This window comes from Streptococcus mobilis (assembly GCF_059727625.1).
The window spans coordinates 1,330,417-1,353,820 of record NZ_AP041823.1 but is presented as its reverse complement, the minus strand read 5'-3'; the positions used below and the strand labels follow the sequence as shown (position 1 = coordinate 1,353,820).

23 protein-coding genes and 1 tRNA gene are annotated in these 23,404 nt (G+C 43.1%); 21 read left to right on the top strand and 3 right to left on the bottom strand.

All coding sequences use genetic code 11. The annotated features are described in order from the left end of the window. Nucleotide 1: 1 nt before the first annotated feature. The 8 genes from AC6IZR_RS06410 (at nt 2) to AC6IZR_RS06375 (ending at nt 6,615) form a co-directional block, all read left to right on the top strand. Entirely contained in the window at nt 2-445 is a 444-nt protein-coding gene (locus tag AC6IZR_RS06410; protein ID WP_009730912.1) for a flavodoxin, read from the top strand. 63 nt (nt 446-508) lie between these two features. Next, nucleotides 509-781 carry a chorismate mutase gene (locus tag AC6IZR_RS06405; RefSeq protein ID WP_414391318.1) on the top strand — a complete coding sequence of 91 codons (273 nt, stop codon included), beginning with the start codon at nt 509-511 and terminating at the stop codon, nt 779-781. Nucleotides 782-827: 46 nt separating this feature from the next. Beyond that, nucleotides 828-1,991: a chloride channel protein gene (locus AC6IZR_RS06400; RefSeq protein WP_204372682.1), complete on the top strand. Its 1,164-nt coding sequence runs from the start codon at nt 828-830 to the stop codon at nt 1,989-1,991. Between the two features lie 123 nt (nt 1,992-2,114). After that, the gene (gene rplS, locus AC6IZR_RS06395; protein WP_003016418.1) at nt 2,115-2,462 is read left to right on the top strand and encodes a 50S ribosomal protein L19; all 348 of its coding nucleotides are present in this window, start codon (nt 2,115-2,117) and stop codon (nt 2,460-2,462) included. 42 nt (nt 2,463-2,504) lie between these two features. After that, a tRNA-Arg gene (locus AC6IZR_RS06390) sits at nt 2,505-2,576 on the top strand. Nucleotides 2,577-4,141: 1,565 nt separating this feature from the next. Continuing rightward, a complete protein-coding gene (locus AC6IZR_RS06385; RefSeq protein WP_230310769.1) occupies nt 4,142-4,429 on the top strand; it encodes a hypothetical protein in 288 nt (95 codons plus the stop codon). Nucleotides 4,430-4,718: 289 nt separating this feature from the next. After that, nucleotides 4,719-5,687: a YdeJ family lipoprotein gene (locus AC6IZR_RS06380; RefSeq protein ID WP_497848286.1), complete on the top strand. Its 969-nt coding sequence runs from the start codon at nt 4,719-4,721 to the stop codon at nt 5,685-5,687. Between the two features lie 115 nt (nt 5,688-5,802). Continuing rightward, a complete protein-coding gene (locus tag AC6IZR_RS06375) occupies nt 5,803-6,615 on the top strand; it encodes a PrsW family glutamic-type intramembrane protease (RefSeq protein WP_497848285.1) in 813 nt (270 codons plus the stop codon). A gap of 280 nt (nt 6,616-6,895) precedes the next feature. Here AC6IZR_RS06375 and mnmE read toward each other — a convergent pair whose 3' ends face one another. Continuing rightward, nucleotides 6,896-8,269, bottom strand: a complete 1,374-nt coding sequence (gene mnmE / locus AC6IZR_RS06370) for a tRNA uridine-5-carboxymethylaminomethyl(34) synthesis GTPase MnmE (RefSeq protein ID WP_049499157.1) — start codon at nt 8,267-8,269, stop codon at nt 6,896-6,898. Nucleotides 8,270-8,669: 400 nt separating this feature from the next. Here mnmE and AC6IZR_RS06365 point away from each other — a divergent pair. Then, nucleotides 8,670-10,018 (top strand): IS3 family transposase gene (locus tag AC6IZR_RS06365; protein ID WP_497848284.1). Its coding sequence is split into 2 segments (ribosomal slippage): nt 8,670-9,111 and nt 9,111-10,018, totalling 1,350 coding nucleotides; the frame shifts between segments, so codons are not numbered across the junction. Nucleotides 10,019-10,067: 49 nt separating this feature from the next. On the opposite strand, the gene AC6IZR_RS06360 is transcribed toward AC6IZR_RS06365, so the two are convergent. Beyond that, nucleotides 10,068-10,556 carry a hypothetical protein gene (locus AC6IZR_RS06360; protein ID WP_049487983.1) on the bottom strand — a complete coding sequence of 163 codons (489 nt, stop codon included), beginning with the start codon at nt 10,554-10,556 and terminating at the stop codon, nt 10,068-10,070. Between the two features lie 205 nt (nt 10,557-10,761). Between AC6IZR_RS06360 and rpiA the strand changes: the two genes are divergently transcribed. The 9 genes from rpiA to AC6IZR_RS06315 all read left to right on the top strand — a co-directional run bounded on the left by rpiA (nt 10,762) and on the right by AC6IZR_RS06315 (nt 18,618). Next, nucleotides 10,762-11,433: a ribose-5-phosphate isomerase RpiA gene (gene rpiA / locus AC6IZR_RS06355; RefSeq protein ID WP_497848941.1), complete on the top strand. Its 672-nt coding sequence runs from the start codon at nt 10,762-10,764 to the stop codon at nt 11,431-11,433. A 92-nt stretch (nt 11,434-11,525) separates the two neighbouring features. Further along, nucleotides 11,526-12,737: a phosphopentomutase gene (locus AC6IZR_RS06350; RefSeq protein WP_014713238.1), complete on the top strand. Its 1,212-nt coding sequence runs from the start codon at nt 11,526-11,528 to the stop codon at nt 12,735-12,737. Nucleotide 12,738: 1 nt separating this feature from the next. Continuing rightward, entirely contained in the window at nt 12,739-13,284 is a 546-nt protein-coding gene (locus AC6IZR_RS06345; RefSeq protein WP_497848283.1) for a DUF1697 domain-containing protein, read from the top strand. Nucleotides 13,285-13,296: 12 nt separating this feature from the next. Beyond that, complete coding sequence (locus AC6IZR_RS06340) at nt 13,297-14,106, top strand: purine-nucleoside phosphorylase (protein ID WP_497848282.1); 810 nt, start codon at nt 13,297-13,299, stop codon at nt 14,104-14,106. A gap of 4 nt (nt 14,107-14,110) precedes the next feature. Then, the gene (locus tag AC6IZR_RS06335) at nt 14,111-15,343 is read left to right on the top strand and encodes a chloride channel protein (protein WP_497848281.1); all 1,233 of its coding nucleotides are present in this window, start codon (nt 14,111-14,113) and stop codon (nt 15,341-15,343) included. Further along, entirely contained in the window at nt 15,340-16,053 is a 714-nt protein-coding gene (locus tag AC6IZR_RS06330) for a type 1 glutamine amidotransferase (RefSeq protein WP_497848280.1), read from the top strand. The genes AC6IZR_RS06335 and AC6IZR_RS06330 overlap by 4 nt, the downstream gene beginning before the upstream one ends. 355 nt (nt 16,054-16,408) lie before the next feature. Then, nucleotides 16,409-17,119, top strand: coding sequence for a purine-nucleoside phosphorylase (deoD, locus tag AC6IZR_RS06325; RefSeq protein WP_497848279.1), 711 nt, complete (start codon nt 16,409-16,411; stop codon nt 17,117-17,119). Next, nucleotides 17,119-17,886, top strand: coding sequence for a Gbs1250 family HEPN protein (locus AC6IZR_RS06320; RefSeq protein WP_497848278.1), 768 nt, complete (start codon nt 17,119-17,121; stop codon nt 17,884-17,886). Before deoD ends, AC6IZR_RS06320 begins: the two co-directional genes overlap by 1 nt. After that, a complete protein-coding gene (locus tag AC6IZR_RS06315; RefSeq protein WP_497848277.1) occupies nt 17,887-18,618 on the top strand; it encodes an NAD-dependent protein deacylase in 732 nt (243 codons plus the stop codon). Between the two features lie 182 nt (nt 18,619-18,800). Here AC6IZR_RS06315 and AC6IZR_RS06310 read toward each other — a convergent pair whose 3' ends face one another. Further along, nucleotides 18,801-19,709, bottom strand: a complete 909-nt coding sequence (locus AC6IZR_RS06310; protein ID WP_013903495.1) for a LysR family transcriptional regulator — start codon at nt 19,707-19,709, stop codon at nt 18,801-18,803. Nucleotides 19,710-19,952: 243 nt separating this feature from the next. On the opposite strand from AC6IZR_RS06310, the gene AC6IZR_RS06305 reads away from it, so the two are divergent. The 3 genes from AC6IZR_RS06305 to AC6IZR_RS06295 all read left to right on the top strand — a co-directional run bounded on the left by AC6IZR_RS06305 (nt 19,953) and on the right by AC6IZR_RS06295 (nt 23,329). Next, nucleotides 19,953-21,389 (top strand): DUF6688 domain-containing protein, encoded by a 1,437-nt coding sequence (locus AC6IZR_RS06305; RefSeq protein ID WP_497848276.1) that lies wholly within the window; start codon nt 19,953-19,955, stop codon nt 21,387-21,389. 185 nt (nt 21,390-21,574) lie between these two features. Beyond that, nucleotides 21,575-22,381 carry a dihydroorotate dehydrogenase electron transfer subunit gene (locus AC6IZR_RS06300; protein ID WP_497848275.1) on the top strand — a complete coding sequence of 269 codons (807 nt, stop codon included), beginning with the start codon at nt 21,575-21,577 and terminating at the stop codon, nt 22,379-22,381. Between the two features lie 9 nt (nt 22,382-22,390). Next, complete coding sequence (locus AC6IZR_RS06295) at nt 22,391-23,329, top strand: dihydroorotate dehydrogenase (protein WP_497848274.1); 939 nt, start codon at nt 22,391-22,393, stop codon at nt 23,327-23,329. The last annotated feature ends 75 nt before the right edge of the window (nt 23,330-23,404 follow it).

Sequence of the window (23,404 nt, the reverse complement as noted above, 5' to 3'; positions counted from 1 at the left end):
TATGACTGTAGCGAAAATTGTTTTTGCTAGTATGACTGGAAATACTGAAGAAATCGCCGATATCGTAGCGGATAAATTCCGTGATCTTGGTGTCGAAGTAGATGTGGATGAGTGTACAACTGTGGATGCGGAGGATTTCCTTGAAGCAGATATCGCGGTGGTAGCGACTTATACCTACGGCGATGGAGAGCTTCCAGATGAGATCCAAGATTTCTACGAAGATTTGGCTGGCCTTGATCTCAAAGGCAAACTTTACGGTGTTGTAGGATCAGGGGATACCTTCTACGATGAATTCTGTAAAGCAGTTGATGATTTCGACCGTTGCTTCGCTGCGACTGGTGCTGAAAAAGGCTCTGAGTGTGTCAAAGTTGATTTGTCTGCAGAAGACGAAGACATTGAAAAATTAGAAGCCTTTGCAGAAGAACTTGTAGCAAAAGCAAATTAATGACAAAGAGGCTGGATCGATGGATTACAGCCTCGATTTATATCCAAAATAAAGAGGAGACACATGGATTTAGATCAGATTCGTAAGGACATTGACCAGATCGATCAAGAGCTTGTAGCCTTGCTGGAAAGACGGATGGTCTGTGTCGGTCAGATTGTAGAATATAAGAAGCAACAGGACTTACCTGTGCTCGATCAAGGAAGGGAAAGAGAGGTGCTTGAGAAAGTCGGCTCTCTCGTGACGGATGAGCAATATCGTGCAACCATTCAATCCCAGTTTCAAGATATGATGAAGCGCTCGAGAGACTTCCAAGAGGAGGTGAGGGCGCGTGACTAGTCTATCGATCAAGCAAAAAGCACAACAGTATGTGGTCCTAACAGGGATGGCTCTTTTCATTGGTCTCTTGGTTGGTGCCATTGATATGATTTTTGGACAAGGTCTTCTCCTGATTGGAGATTTTCGAAGCCAGCATTGGCCTTTAATTCTTTTTCTGGCCTTAGCGGGGCTTGTCATCGTTTATCTTTATAAACGTTTCGGTGGCAAGGCTTCAAAAGGGATGGGCCTTATTTTTGAAGTCGGACACGCGCGTGAGGAGAATATCCCCTTGGTCTTGGTGCCTTTGATTATGCTGACGACCTGGATGAGTCATCTCTTTGGCGGTTCGGTTGGTCGGGAAGGTGTAGCGGTCCAGATTGGAGCGACCCTTTCGCATCGTTTTGCCCGTCATATCAAGATTCCAGATGCTTCGCGTATCTTTCTCATGACCGGGATGGCAGCCGGTTTTGCGGGGCTCTTTCAGACGCCACTCGCAGCAACCTTCTTTGCTCTTGAAGTCTTGACAGTTGGGGAGTTGCAGTTGATGGCTCTCTATCCTGCCCTCATCGCTTCGATTGTGGCTAGCTTTACCTCGCATGCCCTTGGTTTAGAGAAATTTGCAGTGCCACTAAGAGAAACGCTGAGCTGGACACCAGAGACCTTGATCAAAGTTGCTCTTCTTGGCTTGGCTTTTGGCCTTGCTGGGAAACTCTTTGTGGTTAGCCTTTCCTGGTTGAAGAAAACGGTCGCTCAAGTTTTGCCTAATCCTTATATCCGGATTGCGCTTATAGGGGCTGGACTTAGCTTGGTCCTCTTGACCCTCCAGCTGACCAAGGTCGGCACATACAGTGGACTAGGTACCAATCTGATTGATGTGGCTTTTCATCAGGGCAGTGCGCAGAGTTATGACTGGATCTTGAAGCTCCTCTTTACCGTGGTGACGATTTCAGCTGGATACCAAGGAGGAGAAGTGACCCCGCTCTTTGCGATCGGAGCTACACTTGGAGTCTTTCTTGCTCCGATGTTAGGTCTACCTGTCTTAGTCGTGGCCGCTATCGGATATGCTAGTGTCTTTGGCAGTGCGACGACGACCTTGCTCGCACCGATCTTGATCGGAGGAGAAGTCTTTGGCTATGCCAATCTTCCTTTCTTTGTCATTGCTTGTGCCATCGCCTATTGCCTACCAAAAGAGTGGAGCATTTATTCTGGTCAAAAAGTTGCGAAAAAGTAGAGAAAAGAGCTTTACAAACCTGAAATTATCTGATATGATAGTTTCTGTGCGTAATGGAAGCACAAAAATACAGTTTATCCGCTGGGGGAGGTCCCTCAAGATTGACGAAGATAGGAGAATAAAATGAATCCATTAATCCAAAGCTTGACTGAAGGTCAACTTCGTACTGATATCCCTGCATTCCGTCCTGGTGACACTGTTCGTGTACACGCGAAAGTTGTCGAAGGAACTCGTGAACGTATCCAGATCTTTGAAGGCGTTGTTATCGCTCGTAAAGGTCAAGGACACACTGAAATGTACACTGTTCGTAAAATCTCTAACGGTGTCGGTGTTGAACGTACATTCCCAGTACACACTCCACGTGTAGAAAAGATTGAAGTTGTACGTTACGGTAAAGTACGTCGTGCGAAATTGTACTACCTTCGTGCATTGCAAGGTAAAGCAGCTCGTATTAAAGAAATCCGTCGTTAAGACGAACAAGGAGGCGGGAGTGATCTCGCTTCTTTTTTATCGGTCCCCTTAGTTCAATGGATATAACAACTCCCTCCTAAGGAGTAGTTGCTGGTTCGATTCCGGCAGGGGACATAAATTTATGACGATGAGGGATTTTCTAATTGAATAGAAATTCCTCTTTAGAGACTTTCCTTAGGTGATGACGGACGTTAGCGAACAAAAACTAAAAATTTATGTACAATTGACTAAACTAGAGCTAAATCATTGATATAACTGAATTAGAAGCATAAAGTACATTCTTTAAAAAATGTACTTTTTTTGTGCATTATTCTGGATTGGTATTTTGTATATTTTATAGTTCATCATATTATCAAATCTAAGAAATTGATTTGTACATTTTTTTCAATGATAATCAATGTATAATAAAAAATTAAAGTTCGAATTCTGAAACTACTTTCACATATGAAAAATTGAATCTAAATTGCTGTAGGCCTATAATAAAGATAGGAATAAAAAGAAATCTTCCTAGAAAGGAGTATACTGTATCATATGTGACAGTATTATTAATAAATCATGAAAAAAATAATTACTATAGTACAGTGCATCTTGTTCCCCGTGTCTCCTTACATAGCTAGAGAACTATGCTTGATGAGTAAAAATCTAGTCGATAATATGTTCCTTACATTCTTTATCATGCTTACAATTTCTTTTTGGCTTGGTATTTGGAAGTTAGGAGATCTTGCGGGAAATCCAAAATAGAAAGTAATAAGTTGTGCTAGAGATGAGATTTCTATTTATTTTAATTATTTCTATGCCTTATTTCTTTTATTTTAATTGGAAGGATAAGCCTAAACAAAAAAATAAGTCCTTTTGCTATCTTTATAAATTTTATATGATTTACTTGTGGTTTATCCTCATAATTTCCATAATGGCTATCGGTATTTTATCCCTTGGAGTAGTAGCTGGTATGGGAGAAAAACTTACGTTCGATCTCTCTGTTTTATCTTTTTTAGGTGTAGTTTTATTTAGTTTATATATTTTTAGTATTCTAAAAGAGATAAAGGACTTAAAGCAGATAAAAGATAAGTAAATATGAGAGAATTAGTTAACTAGCTTAAGTAAAACATAACACGGCCATGATTCATGAGCCGTGTTTTTGTATGAATGTACATTTGAAAAATTTATAGTTTCAGTTTCATTGTCAAAATGTACAATTTAAAAATTTTTAGTTTTCCCTTAAATAAAGTACATAATTGACAATGATTAGCTCAAAAAAATTTTTTGGTTACTAGAAATCGTAGAAGTTACGTGACTAATTCTTGAGCCTAAGGCACTTTTTTCACAGCGGAAAGTCTCTACAGAAAATAAATGAGAAATGTTTTATAAAAAGGAGCTTATCTACCTTCTAAAGAAGCTCGTGAATGCGAGTTAATTTGTCAATTTAAAGTTAAAAATAGATGGAATATCTCCATATAATGAATTGATTTTTGAAGGAGTAAGGAGTAAAATATAGTTAATATAATGATTGATTAGAGATAAATAAAACAAGGCATAAAAAAGGCACCGAATCGGTGCACACTTTTTCAAGTTGGATACGGACAAAGCCTTATTTTAACTTGCTGTGTTGTTTCGAATGGTCCCAAAACTTATTTTTTGTATGATTATATCAGAATATTTTAAAAATGAAGGGGTTTTCTATGGAAAGTGATGTGTTTTTTGATTATTACTTAAAATCACTTAGGTTTTATTTTCGTGATAGGTGTGAGGATATTGGATTTATAAAGTTTTTTAAAGATGAAAACAATAGTTTTATTACCATAGAGGATTATGCTTTAGAAGCATTTGTAGTATTGTCAAATATTTTGAGTAAAGATAGAATTGTGTTTTCTTGTGGAATTATTTATAGTAAGGGGGTAGTTACTGGAGTAGAAGTGTGTATGAAAGTATCAGAGTTAGAAAGATTAAATAAATTGTATAAGATATAGTTTTGAAGAATATTAAAAAACATAAAGGAAACTGTTTATGTGGGATGTGTGGAGTTGATAGTTTCAATGTTTCCTAGTTGTAGAGCTGCATTGTTTCGAACGGTCCCAAAATAAGAAAAATAAAAAAATGATGGTCTAGGAGCTCGATACATTGAGCTTCTTTTTCTTGAGAAATTCAAATCATAATTTTACAGACTTTTATGTCATTAATTGATTCTCCCTCTCCACTTTTTCTTTGACTCTCCTTTCTTATTTTTCTAAAATAGTAGGTATGTGAAGGGAGATTGATATGAAAAAAGGTTTGGTAATTGTGCTTTCTGCTTTGGTCTTGGCTTCCTGTGGTCGTCCTCAGAGGACGGTGATGCCTAAGAGTTCGGATACCCAGCAGACCAGCACTTCGGAAAAGAAACAGTCTGGTATGGACTTAAAAGCCATCAAGGCTAAGGACTACTCGAGTATCAAGGGGACTTGGATCGATGGTCGTGGCAATGAGCTGGTCTTTGATGACAAAGGCTTGGTCAGCGAGGATGTTGAGCTTGATGCATCGAGCTTTAAGCAGAAGGACCAGATTGCTGAGATGACGGTTAGTGCTAAGTCGGGTGTTGGAGGCTACGGTCTTTTGCTCCTTCCAAAAGGTCAGAAAGCGGGCAAAGACGATGTTTCGGATAAGTCCAAGGATCGGATCTGGGCTGGTCAGTCACCAGCTTATGGCGATGATGACAATTTCTACTATCGCAAGAAAGAGCAACCGAAAGTTCGGGAGCAAGTAGATACAGACGATAGCAGTAGTACGACAAAGACCAGTAAGGCCAAGAAGTGGAATACTCGTTCGGATAGCGAGGTTAAATCTTCGAAGAAGGCGGATAAGAATGATTATCCAGGCTACACAGATGCTCAGGTCGAAGCTGCGCGTGTCTGGGCTTATGTGATCAAGAACGTGCCATCAGAATTAAATATATCAAATAGTGCAGCTGGAACAAAGATTTATAATGGTGGCTTGGGCGTTGATTATCCCAAAGATGTGCGTCATCTATTTGGTTCTTATTCAGCTGAAGGAAATATCACTTATGCATCCAACGGTGATGGGACGGTGACGATCTATCCTGTTCCGAGTCATTGGCAACAGTCTGCGGATGAGCTCAATAGTGAAGAGTTTATGACGCAATTTACCCAAGGGATCTTGGACCATGCTGAAACGGTGACATTGCCTGATGGGGATCCAGACATGATTCGCCAGATCCTAGCCGTATTGAAGTAGGAGCTGGATTTGAGAGATCAGTTTATTGTTTTTTTGAGCTGATCCTGTTACAATGATAGTACACGGAAAAGACTGGGCTTCCAGCCTTTTTCATTTCACCATAGAAAGGTCTTTTATGAAACGCAAATCGATTTTGTTTCTGTATTTACTCTTGCTAGCGATTGGGCTGGCCTATGAGACCCAATCGCTGACGGAAGGCTGGATGTCTGGCAGTCAGTACGGGATTGTGGGACTTTCAACCTTGATCCTTTTGGTCTATGCGCTTCCTGCTGTCTGGGCTCTCTTTCATTTTTCCAAGGAGTGGAAGTTGTCTTGGGTACCGGTTCTCTTTTCTTTATTAGGTGGGGGCTTTGTTGCCGGTTGGTTGTCTAGCTTTGCCAATACCTATTTCCATGACATGATTCAAGCGATCGCTCCAAATAGCGACTTTTGGAACCAGTACGAGAGTGCCATCGCTGCGCCTCTCTTTGAGGAACCCTTTAAGTTGATTCCGATCTTCTTTGTCCTCTATTTGTTCAGTGTTCGTCGCATCAAGTCGATCTTCCTCTTGGCGATTGCCTCTGGTCTTGGTTTCCAGATCGTGGAGGACTTTGCCTATATCCGTCAGGATCTGCCGGAAGGTTTCTCTTACACGGTGTCAGGGATTCTCGGTCGTGTGGCCAATGCGCCCATGTCTCACTGGGTCTACACAGGACTTGTCATGCTGGGACTCTTCTTGATTGTCCAAGCAAGCAGAGGACGCAAGGATTTACGTCTAGCAGGCTGGGGATACTTAGTAGCTGGATTTGGACTCCATTTTGTTGGCAATTCACCCTTCTCACAAATCGTGACCGAGTTGCCGATTGCGATTCCAGTCTTGAATGCTACGGGGCTCTTCCTGATCTACCAAGCTTATCAGACCGTCGAGCGATTAGAACAAGCAAAATAAGAACAAAAAATGCGTATGTGTGCAAACATACGCATTTTTGTTATTTTGGACATACTTTTGTATAAACTGAGTGATCCGATAGCTGTAAAATAAATGCTATTTTGGAAGATATATTTGAGACTTTCCGCTGTGAGAAAAGTGCTAGAAACAATCATGTTTCTAGCACTCGGGAGTTTTGAAACGTTAGATTCAAAACTAAGTCATGGAACTTCTTCGAAGTTCGCTGACGTCCGTACTCACCTAAGGAAAGTCTCTAAGAGTATAGGATCTTAAAATAGATTTATTTACCAAGACAGAACTGGCTGAAGAGTTGGGTGATGAGCTCATCTGGAGCAGCATCCCCTGTGATTTCTCCAAGGATTTCCCAGGTGCGTGTGAGGTCGACTTGAAGCAGGTCGACCGGCATACCGAGGGCCAAGCCTTCGTTGACCGCTTGCAGGCTTTCAACAGCTTTTTCGATGAGAGAGATGTGACGAGCATTCGAAAGATAAGTCGCATCTTGCTCAACCAGCCCAGCATTTTCGAAGAAGAGGGCGTTGATCCGGTCTTCAATTTGATCGATGTTTTGATTTTTCAGAACGGAAATCTTGATATGATCTTCCGGCAGTTGGTCGATTTCGATCTTCTCTGGAAGGTCGACCTTGTTGAGAAGGATAATGCGGTTGCTGTCTTGAGAGATTTCAAGGAGTTGGCGATCTTGATCAGTCAAGGGTTCACTTGCATTGAGAACGAGGAGGACTAGATCGGCTTCCTTGAGGGCTTTTTTCGACCGCTCGACACCGATCTGCTCAACGATGTCTTCGGTTTCCCGGATCCCGGCCGTATCGACTAGTTTGAGGGGAACGCCGTTGATGTTGACGTATTCCTCGATAACGTCACGGGTGGTTCCTTCGATATCGGTCACGATGGCTTTTTCTTCGCGAAGAAGATTATTGAGGAGGCTCGACTTGCCGACGTTTGGACGACCGATGATAGCAGTAGAGATCCCTTCACGCAAGATCTTACCACGACGGGCAGTCTTGAGGAGGTTGGTCAAGAGGGCTTCAAATTCACTGGTCTTTTCACGGATGATCTCAGTGGTTGCTTCTTCGACATCATCGTACTCAGGATAGTCGATATTGACTTCGACCTGGGCCAGGGTATTAAGGATTTCTTGGCGCGTGTTGTTGATCAGGTCAGACAGGGAACCGTCTAGTTGCTTAACGGCGATGTTCATAGCCTTGTCGGTCTTAGCTCGGATAATGTCCATGACCGCCTCAGCCTGGGTCAAATCGACCCGCCCATTTAGGAAGGCCCGCTTGGTAAATTCCCCAGGCTCAGCTAATCGAGCGCCTTCGCGGATCACCAATTGCAGGATTTCATTGGTCACCGCAATCCCACCGTGGGTATTGATCTCGATGATATCCTCACGGGTGAAGGTCTTCGGCGAGCGCATGGCTCCAACCATGACTTCGTCGAGGATCTCGTTCTTGTCTGGATCTACGATATGACCGTAGTTGAGGGTGTGGCTAGCCACGCTGGCCAAATCTTTCCCTTTGAAGATCCTTTGCGCAATGGCAAAGCTGTCTGTCCCGCTCAAGCGGACGATCCCGATCGCCCCCTCACCAAGAGGAGTGGAGATGGCAGCGATGGTATCAAATTCTTTAGTAATCATGTCATTTCTCTTTTCCTGTAGATTCATCTCTATTCTATCGTAAAGTCAGCGGACGGGCAAGGTTTTAAAACTTTTGAAAAGTAAACTTTTATCTATTAAAAAATATTAAGAGAACTTAATTGAAGAAAAGTCATTAAAAAAACTTTCCTTATGTGAGTTCGGACGTCAGCGAACTTCTTCGAAGTTCCATGACTAATTATTGAGCCTATTGTCTCAATAATTCCGAGTGCCTGAAACTGTATTGTTTCAGGCACTTTACTCACGGCGGAAAGTTTCATAAATAACTTAAATAATTGATAAGATTAAATTGTTCTTATTTTGATAAAAAACACTTGCTAAGCATTGAACTGCACCCCAAAAGTTAGACAGAAAAAAATCTAACTTTTGGGGTGTTTTTATTATGAAATTAACTTATGAAGATAAAGTTCAGATCTATGAACATAAAAAACAAGGGCGAAGCTTCAAAGAGCTTTCAAATCAATTTGGGATAAACATTTCTAATCTTAAGTACATGATTAAATTGATTGATCGTTATGGAATAGAAATCGTCAAAAAAGGAAAGAATTGTTACTATTCTCCCGAACTAAAACAAGAAATCATTGATAAAGTTCTGCTTGAAAGTCGTTCACAAATAAAGGTATCTCTAGATTATGCTCTTCCAAGTGTTGGAATGTTGCATAATTGGATAGCACAATATAAGAAAAACGGGTATACTATTGTTGAGAAAACAAGAGGAAGGATACCTAAAATGGGACGTAAGCCAAAGAAGAAACCCGAAGAGATGACAGAACTAGAACGTCTTCAAGCAGAAAATGAGTACTTGAGAGCGGAGAATGCGGTTCTAAAAAAGTTGAGAGAACTCCGATTGAGGGACGAAAAAGAGCAAGAAGAAAAACGGAAATTGTCCGAGGATTGGTAACAGAGTTTGCTTTAGAGATTCTTCTAAAGATTATTAAGCTTGCCCGTTCAACTTATTATTATCATTTAAAACAGCTCGATCAAAGCGATAAGGATTATGATGTTAAAGTTGAAATTCAATCTATTTTTACTGAGCATAAAGGGAATTACGGCTATCGTCGAATGACTCTTGAATTGAGGAATCGTGGTTTTGTAGTGAATCATAAGAAGGTCCAACGTCTGATGAAGGTCCTTGGTTTAAGTGCTCGTATTCGTCGTAAACGGAAGTATTCTTCATACCAAGGAGAGATTGGTATGAAAGCAGATAATCTTATTCAACGCCAATTTGAAGCAACCAAGCCAATGGAAAAGTGCTACACAGATGTGACCGAGTTTGCCATTCCAGCAAGCAATCAAAAACTTTATTTATCGCCAGTTTTAGATGGTTTTAATAGCGAAATTATCGCCTATAATCTTTCGACTTCACCGAATTTAGAACAAGTGAAAGCTATGTTAGACCAGGCCTTTACTGAGAATCATTACACAAATACAATTCTTCATAGTGATCAAGGATGGCAGTATCAACACCAGTATTATCATCGTTTTTTAGAGGATAAAGGAATTCAACCGTCCATGTCACGTAAAGGAAACAGCCCAGACAACGGCATGATGGAATCCTTCTTTGGCATTTTGAAATCGGAAATGTTTTATGGTTACGAGAATACATTTAAGTCACTTAACCAATTGGAACAAGCTATTGTAAACTATATTGACTATTACAACAACAAACGAATTAAGGTAAAACTAAAAGGACTTAGTCCTGTGCAATACAGGACTAAATCCTTAACTTAAATTATTTGTCTAACTTTTTGGGGTCAGTACACATTATGAATTGCTTATTTTATTTACTAATCATAGCAAGATTAAATAATAAATTTTCAGTTGTTGAATCATCAGAATAATCATTTGATTCCTGGTATTGCCCGAATTTTGATATTGTTTGCCATCCATCAGCTTTTAAATATGTACTGGTTGAATTGAAAACTTCATCAGCTAATGAATTAAATTTATCCTTTTTAAAATAAACTAATGAGGCGGCTATACTACCATCCCAAGCCCTAAAAACAACATCTTTATCTGGTTTTGAATCAGCATGGATAACATCGTAAATTGAATCATTAAAGTTTTGAATTGCATTTTCATCACTGATAGAGCTATTTAAATCAATGCTAACAATATAAATGTCATTTTCTGAATCATATTTAAAGTCAGTGAAATCTGTAGTGGAGATATAATCTTCAAATGATTTTGGTTCTGAGGAGTTTTTTGAACAAGCAAATAAAAATAATAGTGCAGAAAATATTGTAAGAATGTAAATAATTTTTTTCATAGTTCTCACCTGTTTATTAATAGTTATTAATTTATTTAAGTATAACAGATTTTAAAAAATATAACAACATAATATCTTCTATCGTAAAGTCAGCGGACGGGCAAGGTTTTGCTTTTAGAACTAAAACTGGAAAGGTTTTCAAATAATTAGTGAAATCTCTTTCAGAATATGCTATACTGTAATAGAATATAAAAGGAGGTCTATGATGGTAAACCTAAAAGAACAGGTAGGAATTAAAGCGGCTGAGTTTGTCAAAGACGGCATGATTGTCGGTCTCGGTACAGGGTCAACTGCTTATTATTTTGTGGCTGAATTGGGTCGTCGCATCAAGGAAGAAGGCTTGCAGATCACAGCTGTCACAACTTCGAGTGTGACCTATGATCAGGCTGAAAGTTTAGGCATCCCGCTCAAGGCTATCGACGATGTCGAAGTGGTCGATGTGACAGTGGATGGCGCAGATGAAGTGGATCCTCAATTGAATGGGATCAAAGGTGGCGGTGGTGCTCTCCTCATGGAAAAAATCGTCGCAACCAATTCTAAAGACTGCATTTGGATCGTGGATGAATCCAAACAAGTCTCAACCCTTGGGGCTTTCAAACTTCCAGTGGAAGTAGTACAATACGGGGCTGAAAATCTTTTCCGTCACTTTGAGCAAAAGGGCTACCATCCTGCTTTCCGTCTCGCAGATGATCAACGCTTTGTAACCGACCAAGGCAACTTCATTATTGACTTGGATCTCAAGGTGATCGAGGATGCACAAGCTCTAGCCAATGAACTGGATCACACCGTCGGGGTTGTAGAGCACGGTTTATTCTTGAACATGATTTCAAAAGTGATTGTAGGGACACCAGATGGCCCTGTCATCATTGAAAAATAGGTTTCTCCAAAGAGGGGCCGGATCTAACACGGCTCTCTTCTTATAGGGATTTGGTATAATATAGCTAGTTTAATAAAGGAAAGAGGCAGTATATGTCGAAATTTAAACGCATGCACTTAGTTGTGCTGGATTCAGTTGGGATCGGTGCTGCACCAGATGCCAATAACTTTGTCAATGCAGGTGTTCCAGATGGAGCATCTGATACATTGGGCCACATCTCTAAAACCGTCGGCTTAAATGTACCAAACATGGCGAAAATCGGTCTTGGAAATATTCCTCGTGAAGTACCATTGAAGACTGTGCCAGCTGAAAGCAACCCAACTGGTTATGCGACAAAATTGCAAGAAGTCTCTCTTGGGAAAGACACCATGACTGGTCACTGGGAAATCATGGGGCTCAACATTACAGAACCTTTTGATACCTTCTGGAATGGTTTCCCTGAAGAAATTTTGACTAAAATTGAAGAATTCTCAGGACGTAAGGTCATCCGTGAAGCCAACAAACCTTATTCTGGTACAGCGGTCATCGATGACTTTGGACCACGTCAAATGGAAACTGGTGAGTTGATCATTTATACGTCAGCTGACCCTGTTCTTCAAATCGCAGCTCACGAAGACATCATTCCTTTGGATGAACTCTACCGTATCTGTGAATACGCTCGTTCCATCACTTTGGAACGTCCAGCTCTTCTTGGTCGAATCATTGCTCGTCCTTATGTTGGGGAACCAGGCAACTTCACACGGACAGCCAACCGTCGTGACTTAGCTGTTTCACCATTTGCGCCAACTGTTTTGGACAAGTTGAACGAAGCCGGTATCGATACTTATGCAGTTGGTAAGATCAACGATATCTTCAACGGAGCTGGTATCAACCACGATATGGGCCACAACAAATCAAATAGCCACGGTATGGATACCTTGATTAAGACCATGGGACTTCCTGAGTTCCAAGAAGGGTTCTCATTTACCAACTTGGTAGACTTTGATGCTCTTTACGGTCACCGTCGCAATGCTCATGGCTATCGCGATTGCTTGCATGAATTTGACCAACGCTTGCCAGAAATCATTGCAGCGATGCGTGAAGATGACCTCTTGATGATCACTGCAGACCACGGGAATGACCCAACTTACGCTGGTACAGACCATACGCGTGAATACATTCCATTCTTGGCTTATAGCCCATCCTTCAAGGGCAATGGCGTGATTCCAGTCGGCCATTTCTCTGATATCTCTGCGACGATTGCAGAGAACTTTGGTGTTGAAAAAGCCATGATCGGTGAAAGCTTCTTAGACAAATTGAACTAAGATGACACGCTTCGCTCTCCTCGTAAGAGGGATCAATGTTGGCGGGAAAAACAAGGTCGTGATGGCAGAGCTTCGAGAGGAGCTTCAAACGATCGGGCTGGATGGGGTAGAGACCTACATCAATAGTGGCAATATCTTCTTTGAATCTGCTGGTTCTAAAGCAGAATTGGTAGATTTGCTGGGTCATTTCTTTCGTGATCACTATCCCTTTATCCAGTCTTTTTCTCTCTTTTCAGCTGAGGACTATGCGCAAGATCTCGCTGCTCTACCAGCATGGTGGCAGGAGAATCTGGCCCGCAAGGATGTTCTCTTTTACACAGAAGGCCTTGATCAGGATGCTGTCTGGGAGCTGGTCTCCTCTTTTTCGCTCGGTGATGAAATCATCCATCGTGGAAGCCTTGGGATTTACTGGGGTAAATACTCAGAAGAGACCTATACAAAGACAGCTTACCACAGACAAGTCCTCAAGATGCAGGATTACCGTCTGTTGACCATTCGCAATGCCAATACATTTGACAAAATTGGCCAATTTTTAAGGAAATCATAAAGGAGATATGCAATGACATTATTAGCAAAAATCAATGAAACAGCTGCTTTTTTGAAAGGCAAAGGAATGGAAGCGCCTGAGTTTGGCTTGATCCTTGGATCAGGTCTTGGAGAACTGGCTGAAGAAATTGAAAATCCAGTTGTAGTAGACTATTCTGAAATTCCAAACTGGGGTCGTTCAACGGTTGTCGGCCATGCTGGTAAATTGGTTTACGGTGAGCTTGCTGGACGTAAAGTCTTTGCCCTTCAAGGACGTTTCCACTTCTACGAAGGAAACCCATTAGAAGTAGTGACTTTCCCAGTTCGTGTCATGAAAGTTTTGGGTTGTGAAGGGGTTCTTGTCACCAACGCTGCTGGTGGTATCGGCTTTGGTCCTGGTACTTTGATGGCTATCACAGACCATATCAACATGACTGGTCAAAACCCATTGATCGGTGAAAACTTGGATGATTTTGGTCCACGTTTCCCTGATATGTCGAAAGCCTACACACCTGAATACCGTGAGACAGCTCATAAAGTAGCTGACAAATTGGGTATCAAATTGGATGATGGGGTCTATATCGGTGTGACTGGTCCAACTTATGAAACTCCAGCTGAAATCCGTGCGTTTAAGACACTTGGCGCAGATGCTGTCGGAATGTCAACCGTTCCTGAAGTCATCATTGCAGCGCATTCTGGCTTGAAGGTTCTTGGTATTTCATGTATTACCAACTTTGCGGCTGGTTTCCAAGAAGAGCTCAACCACGAAGAAGTAGTGGAAGTGACAGAGCGCGTCAAAGGCGACTTCAAAGGTTTGCTAAAAGCGATCCTTGCTGAACTCTAATCCAATGAAAGCACGACTCCAAAGTCTGCCCTACGGACTGAGGGTACTTCTAGCCACCTTATCATTAGGGATCGGGACGGGTCTGGTCGGAATTGCCTGTCATTATCTACTAGAAGGGGTGCAAGGGCTGGCCTTTGGCCAAGCTAGTTCAGATTTGCTCCAGCAATTTCAAGAAGCTGGAGGTCTCCGTAGATTTCTGGTTTTGTGTGTGACTGGGTGCTTGGCAGCTGGCTTCTGGTATGTTCTGCAAAAGCGTTATCAAATCCTGTCTATTCGCCAGCAAATTGACTTAGCAGGAGACAGGGAACCAGCGCCCTTAGCCCACCTCATTCATGCAGGGATGCAGGTGGCAATTGTCGGAGCAGGCGCATCGGTCGGAAAAGAAGGAGCCCCACGTGAGATCGGGGCTCTTCTAGCTGGTCGCTTGGCGAAGGGTTTTTCTCTAGCTCTTAAAGAGCGAAAAGTCTTGATCGCCTGTGGTGCTGGAGCTGGTTTGGCTGCGGTTTATCAGGTCCCCTTTGCCAGTAGCTTGTTCGTCTTTGAGACCTTAGGACTCGCCTACAGTTGGCAAAACCTTCTACTGGTTTTGACCAGTACTTATCTGGCCACCTGGGTCGCTCAGCCCATTGTTGGTCAGGAGGCCATTTATCACCTGTCCGCTGTCTCATGGTCGGCTAGCAGTTTCTTACAGGCTATTGTGATTGCTTTCTTAGTCACTCCCTTGGCTCTGGCCTTTGCTTTCCTCGCCAAGCGGGCTAGTCACAAACGGCGGAAAGATGGGACGATTCTTTGGGCTCTTCCTCTAGCCTTTCTAGTGCTGGGGAGCCTAGTAGCTTTTTTCCCTATCTTTATGGGAAATGGCCAGGTACTGGCGCAAGCCCTCTTGTCTAGCCAGTCGATTCCTTATCTTCCACTGACTCTTGCAGTGAAGGGGCTTCTGGTTTATCTCCTCTTGCGCAATGGTGCTTATGGAGGGACCTTGACACCATCATTTGCCTTAGGAATAGGGTCTGGCTACTTAGTGACTTTATTGATGACAGTTGTTGGCATTCATTTAGATCCTGCTCTAGGGATGCTACTTGGAGCGACAGTCTTTTTAGGTACGACCCTAGAAGCTCCTCTGACAGCCATTGCCCTGAGCCTTGGATTTACAGGCCAAACTTGGAATTTGACAATCCCGCTTGTACTAGCGGCTGGTTTGTCTTATGTGATTCGAAAAAGATGGGAGAAGAAATGATGAAGGTACATTTTGTACTGCATGAAACTTTTGAAGTGCCGGGCGCTTATCTAAAATGGGCACAGGAGCGTGGCCATCAAGTGACCACGACCAAAGTCTATGAGAATGAAGACCTACCAGAGACAGTGGATGAGATCGACTTTTTGATCATCATGGGAGGACCTCAATCGCCAGATGAAGATCGAGAGGCTTTTCCATACTACGATCCTCAGGCAGAGATCGAGCTAATTCAAAAGGCCATCAAGGCTGATCGTTATATTGTTGGGGTCTGTCTTGGTGCCCAGCTCTTGTCTGTTGCCTATGGAGCGAAGTATGATCACAGTCCGGAACGTGAGATTGGTGTTTTTCCTGTGACCTTAACGCCTGAAGGACTCAAAGATCCGCATGTCGGTGAGTTTGGAGAAACTCTTGAAACTGGTCACTGGCATGGTGATATGCCAGGATTGACAGAAGATGCTGTTGTTCTTGCGACCAGTCAAGGGTGTCCACGTCAGATGATTCGCTTCAGTCCTAAACACTATGCCTTCCAAGCCCACTTGGAATTTGATCCAGAAGCAATTGATCTCTTGATTGCTGCAGACGGTGAAGATGTTTTGGAAGAACAAAGTCAAAATCTGACCTTTGTTCAAAAACCCGAAGCCATTCGTGCTTACGATTATCGAGAAATGAATGCCAAACTCTATGCGTTTTTGGATTCATTAACAAATTAAATATAAAAATGAAAGGTAGAGCATGTGTTCTAATTTGAACACGAGCGGAAAGCTCTCCTAATTACTCAATAAAAAAAGAAAGGATGGGTTAACCGTATTCGCTGAACTGAATACGGGCGGAGAACTGTGTAAAAAAGATAAACTGTCTAGCATCTGTGATGCGTCGTCAGTTTCCTATTTTTACTTTGCCACTTTAACGCCTATTCTAAAAAATAAAAAAGAAAGGAAGAGCATGTGTTCTGATTTGAACACGAGCGGAAAGCTCGGAAAATAGATAATCTGACTGAGAAATCAGGATTTCTCGTCAGATTCCTAATTTTCAGTCGCTTTCTGGTCGCTCTTTGTATCATAAACTATGTCTATCCATATTGCTGCTAAGCAAGGTGAAATTGCTGATAAAATTCTTCTTCCTGGTGATCCTCTTCGTGCGAAATTTATTGCTGAGAATTTCCTTGAAGACGCTGTTTGCTTCAACGAAGTCCGTAACATGTTTGGTTACACGGGTACTTATAAAGGTCATCGTGTTTCTGTTATGGGAACTGGAATGGGGATGCCATCCATCTCTATCTATGCGCGTGAGTTGATCGTCGACTACGGCGTGAAGAAATTGATCCGTGTAGGAACGGCTGGTTCTTTGAACGAGGATGTGCATGTTCGTGAATTGGTCTTGGCACAAGCAGCTGCAACCAACTCAAACATCATCCGCAACGACTGGCCTCAATACGATTTCCCTCAAATTGCTAGCTTTGATCTTTTAGACAAGGCTTACCACATTGCTAAAGACCTTGGTATGACGACTCACGTCGGCAATGTTTTGTCATCAGATGTTTTCTATTCAAACTATGGTGAAAAGAACATCGAGCTTGGTAAATGGGGTGTCAAAGCTGTAGAAATGGAAGCAGCAGCCCTTTACTATCTTGCTGCTCAACACCATGTTGATGCGCTTGCTATCATGACGATTTCAGACAGTTTGGTTAATCCAGATGAGGATACAACTGTTGAAGAACGTCAAACTACTTTCACAGACATGATGAAAGTTGGTCTTGAGACCTTGATTGCAGACTAATGGCAAAATTCCTTCATGATGAATGGCTCTACGATCTCCAAAATTATCACTACAGCCGGGCTCTGCGCTCTATCAAACAGCAGGAAGAAGTACCGGATTTGTTGGTGAGCTTACTGCAGTTAATGGCGGAGCGTCGAGAGCTCAATATCCAACCCGTCATGAATCAAAAGTTGAGAACCGAGTTGCTAGAGGCGACTGGTTTTCAGCTTTTTTGGCATGAGGATCCAGAAGATGAGCAGTTGGCCAACTACCTCTATGACTTAGAGGCGAAGTTGCGAAATGAGCAGATTATTGACTTTGTTCGTGCCGTTAGCCCAGCCATCTATCGGATCTTTATGCGATTGATTCAGTTGAAAATTCCTGATATTACCAACTATATCCATAACTCCAAAGAATCCAGTTATGACCGTTGGAAATTTGAGAGCCTGCATGCGTCTGACAACCCTATCCTGCAGCAATTCCACAGCGAAAGTGTGGTCAATTCATCCAGTTTGACGGAGTTGATTGTGCAGTTGGACTTACCAGATAGCGTCAAAGTTGCGGCCCAACAATTGCGGGAGTTAGAAAAATCAGTTCGCAATCCCCTGGCCCATTTGATCAAGCCCTTTGATGAGGAAGAGCTCCACCGGACGACTGGTTTCTCTTCTCAGGATTTTATGAAGAATTTGATTGACCTTGCAAGCTACACAGGCATCCATTATGATCAAGCTAACTTTTATTTTGATCAGGCCAATGCTGTCATGGAAAAGCTACTAAAGGAGAAGTAGATGGATAAGATTGCTCAACTACAGGAGATGATTGATCAGAGTCAACGGATCGTGTTTTTCGGAGGAGCAGGAGTTTCCACGGAGTCAAATATTCCAGATTTTCGAAGCTCAGACGGTGTTTATAGTGTTCAGGTAGGGCGGCATTTGACAGCTGAGCAATTGGTCTCCCATACCATGTTTGAGCGCTATCCTGAGGACTTTTTCGACTTTTACAAGAAGTACTTGCTCTACCCAGATGCCAAGCCCAATGTTGCCCATCGCTATCTCGCGCGGCTTGAAGAGACTGGTAAGCTCAAGGCAGTGGTGACACAAAATATCGATAGTCTGCATGAAATGGCAGGTTCTAAAAAAGTTTTGAAGCTCCATGGCAGTGCCGACCGTAATTATTGTACGGGTTGCCAGCGATTTTATGATTTGGAGGCCTTTCTAGCTTTAGAAGGCCCGGTTCCACACTGTCTGGACTGCGGCAAGGTGGTCAAACCTGATGTGACCCTCTACGAGGAGCCTCTCGATATGGACGTCTTTAGCCAAGCAGCCCAAGCTATCCAAGAGGCTGATCTGCTGATTATCGGTGGAACCTCACTTGTGGTCTACCCAGCAGCCAGCTTGATCCAGTATTTCCAAGGAAAGAAGCTGGTTGTCATCAATAAAACCAGTATCCCACAAGACAAGCAAGCAGGCCTGGTCATTGAAGGGAAAATTGGGGAAGTATTTTCACAATTAAGACAATAAAAAGAGAGTGGGACAGAAATCGGTAATTCGTTAGAATTCGATTTCGTCGTCCCACCTCCGCACAGTTGAGTAGGGCTGTAAAAGCTGATGAAATCAGCGTAGTAGAGCCCACTCAACCACTGCGTCTTGCTAGACAATCCAAAAATAATTGAGAGGCTAGGACTTTTGTCCCAGCCTCTTTTTTACTTATCAAACTTCACTTCCTCAAGCAAGTATTCGATGAATTTCTCTCCCATTTTTGAGAGGGCTGTTTTTTCATGTTTAATGTAGACCAGCTCGATCGGGTCTTCGATATCAAGGGGAATGGAGACAATGTTATTTCCGTTGAGATTGCTGTTGAGGATCCCGGTCGCAATGGTGTAGCCATCCAGACCAATCAAGAGATTAAAGAGGGTCGCCCGGTCACTGACGACGATGGATTTCTTATGATGCTCTTGAGAGAGGATCTCTTCTGAGAAGTAGAAGGAGTTGTGGGTTCCTTGGTCATAGCTAAGGTATGGGAAATCTTCCAGATCAGACAAGTGAACGATCTCCTTCTTGGCAAGAGGATTGGTCTTGCTGACAAAGATATGAGGCTGGGCTGTAAAGAGGTGGGTAGCAACCAGGTGATTATCATCCAACATCTTAGAGAGGACATCTCGGTTGTAGCTATTCAAAAAGAGTACGCCAACCTCGCTACGGAAGTTCTTGACGTCATCGATGATCTCCCAAGTCCGCGTCTCCCGTAGGAAAAGCTCGTATTTTTCCATGTCGCTTTTCTTGAGGAGTGAAACGAAGGCCTCAACCACGAAGGCGTAGTGCTGTGAAGAGACACTGAAAAGCTCACGAGAGCCCACAGGATTTTTATAGCGCTCGGACAAGAGGTCAATCTGCTCCACCACCTGGCGGGCATAAGAGAGGAACTCCATCCCATCGCGGGTCAATGTGATTCCTTTAGGATTCCGGATAAAGATTTCAATTCCCATCTCATTTTCCAAGTCCTTGACGGCATTGGAAAGGCTAGGTTGCGTAATGAAGAGTTGTTTTGCGGCCTCATTCATAGAGCCGGTTTCGACGATTTTGATAATGTATTGTAATTGTTGTATTCTCATGCTTTTATTTTAACATAAAAAAGCGCGTTTTTCCCGTAAAATGTGGTCTTTCAAGGACTGTATCAGAGAATAAAACAGGCTGAGGTAGGTAATAGAAATTAGGCTAGATCAAATAGTTAAAAAATAGAAGATTGGAAACAAAATCTACATCTGGGGACTGATTTTGATGGAAAAATACAGTTTTGCCTTGCTGAAGGTAAGATCTGATTGATAGAATGGTAAAAAATTGATTGAGGAGATCTTATGAAAAAACTCGTTTCCTGGTATAAGAAAAAGGATAAGGAATTGGAAACCCATTTCACAGCTGGTCTGTTGCAGATCAATTTTGTGACCAATGCTCTGATTCTATTGGCCTTTTACATCTATTTGGTTATTAGTCAGTCGCTCTACGCAATAAAGGATCCATTCATTCAATTTAGTGTTTGGGAGGTCATTGCCTTCACCATGGAGATCTTTCCTTACGGTTTGACTCTTGCCCTCTTTGTCCCCAATATTTTTGTCATCATTTATGGGATTGGTCGGTGGTCTAGCCTCCAGTTCAAAGAATCTGAGGAAGAAGCTCTCAAAGATCCAGAACTGTTTGAGGATAGAGGGCCAAAAGAAGGAGAAAGGACAAGAGAAGATGACGCATTCCTTATGAAGGAAAAGCAGGAATCACCTAGTCCTAAGCCTGTCAAAAAGAAAAAGCAACAGCCTACAATTGTTCTTTGGTTTGGTCTCTTTGGTTGCTTTCTCGAAGCGATTTTCATTTACATCGTCAAGGAGATGACTTTTTACGATTGGAGTGAGCCTTTGATCAATTCTCAGAAGCATGCCCTGATCTGGTCTGGCGCCTATCCGACCTTCTTCACACTGGCAGCTCTTACTTTACTAGCCTTGATTATCTATTCCTACCGGGATGCGAATTCACTCTCGCCGTTAGCAAATGTCTTCTGCATCAGTGGCATTCTAGGAGGAGTGGTTCTTCTCTTAGTTTTTGATAATCAACTGCAGGTAGCAAGTTTTCACACCTTTTTCTTACTGATCTATTCCATCCATCTTTTATGGGTTCGCATCAGGGAGTGGCAGGAAGATCGAACAGAGATAAGCTATGAGAATCGTCTGTTTCAATGGCTCCATCAGCTCTTAAACAAGTCGCGTAACTGGCCATGGCTAGCAGTTCTGGTTGCCCTTCCGACCCTTGCCCTTGTTGTCCTCGTTCTCATGCTCTTTGGGCAGCAGCCGGATTCCATGATCAAGGCCTGGACCAATACAGCTGACTGGGCCTTCTCACAGAAGATCCCCCCTCAGAATCTTATCATTGATGAGCACTATCTCTGTACGGTTGCGGCTGGTGGGCATGAAAAAGTTGTCAAGCCCCAGCGGATGGGCATCCGCCACGGTCATCCAGTCGTTGTCAATCGCCAGCTCTGTATTGCCAATGCCTTTGAACAGGTACTAGAAGAAAAGACGCCGCGATTCCATCGCTTCTTGCGTCGCAATTATGACCGCTATGGCTATCCCTTTGCTAAACACATCAAGAAGAAATTGGCTATGGACCTGATTTACTACCTAATGAAACCCTTGGAATGGCTCTTTTTACTGGTTCTTTATCTAGTCGATCGTAAGCCTGAAAACCGAATCGCCATGCAATACATCAAACCGATTCCAGAAGATTTTGATCCCAAGAAAGCTTCCTAAGTCACCAATTTCTACTTGACAAGTGACAAGGAGCGCGATATAATGAGACAAATTTAACCTTTAAGAGGTCCAGAGAGGCCTGCAAGGAAAGACAGAAAAAAGATCAGCGGACGGAGTCTAGCTGATCATTTGTAGGACCTTGCTTTTGCGAGGTCTTTTTTGCTGAAAGAAAGAAGAGGAAATCAATGGTCAGTGACAGTTGTAAAAAACGCTTTGGCAAAATCATGATGGAGGAGATGGAGCTGGTCGCTCAAGAAGAGATCGCTCCCCGCATCTATTCTATGATCTTGAAGGGGGAAATGGTGGCGCAAATGCTGCCAGGTCAATTCCTTCATATCCGCGTCCCTGATGGGTCCAAGCTGCTTCGCCGTCCGATTTCAATTTCTGAGATTGATCCTGAGACACAGACGTGTCGCTTAATCTACCGCATCGAAGGTGGGGGGACAGCTATCTTTTCCCAATTGCCAATCGGTAGCAAACTCAGTGTCATGGGGCCTCAGGGAAATGGCTTTGATCTCACCAATCTCGGCCAAGGTCAGAAAGCCTTGATCATTGGTGGCGGGATCGGTGTTCCTCCCTTGGTTCAAGTGGCCAAACAACTTCACCAACAAGGGGTGGAAGTTGAAGTGGTTGTCGGCTTTGCGACCAAAGAAGCCGTCATTTTGGAAGAAGAGCTTTCTCAGGTGGCTCATGTCACTGTAACGACAGACGATGGAACTTATGGCACTAAGGGCTATGTCTCTACGGTAATTGATCAGATGGACCAGGAGTTTGATGCTATCTATTCTTGTGGAGCCCCTGGCATGCTCAAATATGTCAATACCAAATTCCATGACCATCCTCGCGCCTATATTTCTATGGAATCGCGTATGGCTTGTGGGATGGGGGCTTGCTACGCCTGTGTAGTGCATCTGGAAAATGAAAGCCAAGCAGCCAATAAGCGCGTGTGTGAAGACGGACCGGTCTTTGAAACCGGTACGATTGTGATGTAGGAGGACCTTATGACAGCAAATCGACTAGCCGTATCCTTACCCGGTTTAGACTTGAAAAACCCGATTATTCCGGCATCTGGTTGTTTTGGTTTCGGTCAAGAATATGCCAAATACTATGACTTAGACCTGCTTGGATCCATCATGATCAAGGCGACAACCGCTGAGGCTCGCTTCGGAAATCCGACACCACGTGTTGCTGAGACGCCTGCCGGCATGCTCAATGCTATTGGTCTCCAAAATCCAGGCGTAGACGTGGTCCTAGCAGAGAAACTCCCTTGGTTGGCACAACATTATCCCGACTTACCGATCATCGCCAACGTAGCTGGCTTCTCCAACGAAGAGTATGCGACGGTATCAGGCAAGATCTCGCAAGCGCCAAATGTCAAAGCGATTGAACTCAATATCTCTTGTCCAAATGTAGACCATGGGAATAATGGTCTCTTAATCGGGCAGGTTCCTGAGTTGGCCTATGCGGCTGTGAAAGCAGCGGTAAAAGCGTCCTCAGTCCCTGTCTATGTCAAGTTAACGCCTAGTGTGGCAGACATTACGCAGGTCGCAAAAGCAGCAGAGGATGCAGGGGCGACTGGCTTGACCATGATCAATACCTTGGTTGGGATGCGCTTTGACCTCAAGACTGGTAAGCCCATCATTGCCAATGGAACCGGAGGCATGTCTGGTCCAGCCGTTTTCCCAGTTGCTTTGAAACTCATTCGCCAGGTTGCCCAATCCACTAAACTTCCGATTATCGGAATGGGAGGTGTGGATTCAGCAGAAGCAGCCATTGAAATGATGATTGCAGGGGCCTCTGCGATTGGAGTTGGAACCGCTAATTTCACCGATCCTTATGCATGTCCAACCATCATCGAAGATCTGCCACAGGTCATGGATCGCTATGGCATTGACACCCTTGAGAACTTCGGTAAACATGTACGGGAAAATCTACTGTAAATCCTTGACTTTTCCCAAATATCGTACTACAATAAATAAAAACCTTTAAAGCAGTCCAGAGAGGCTCCTAAGGTC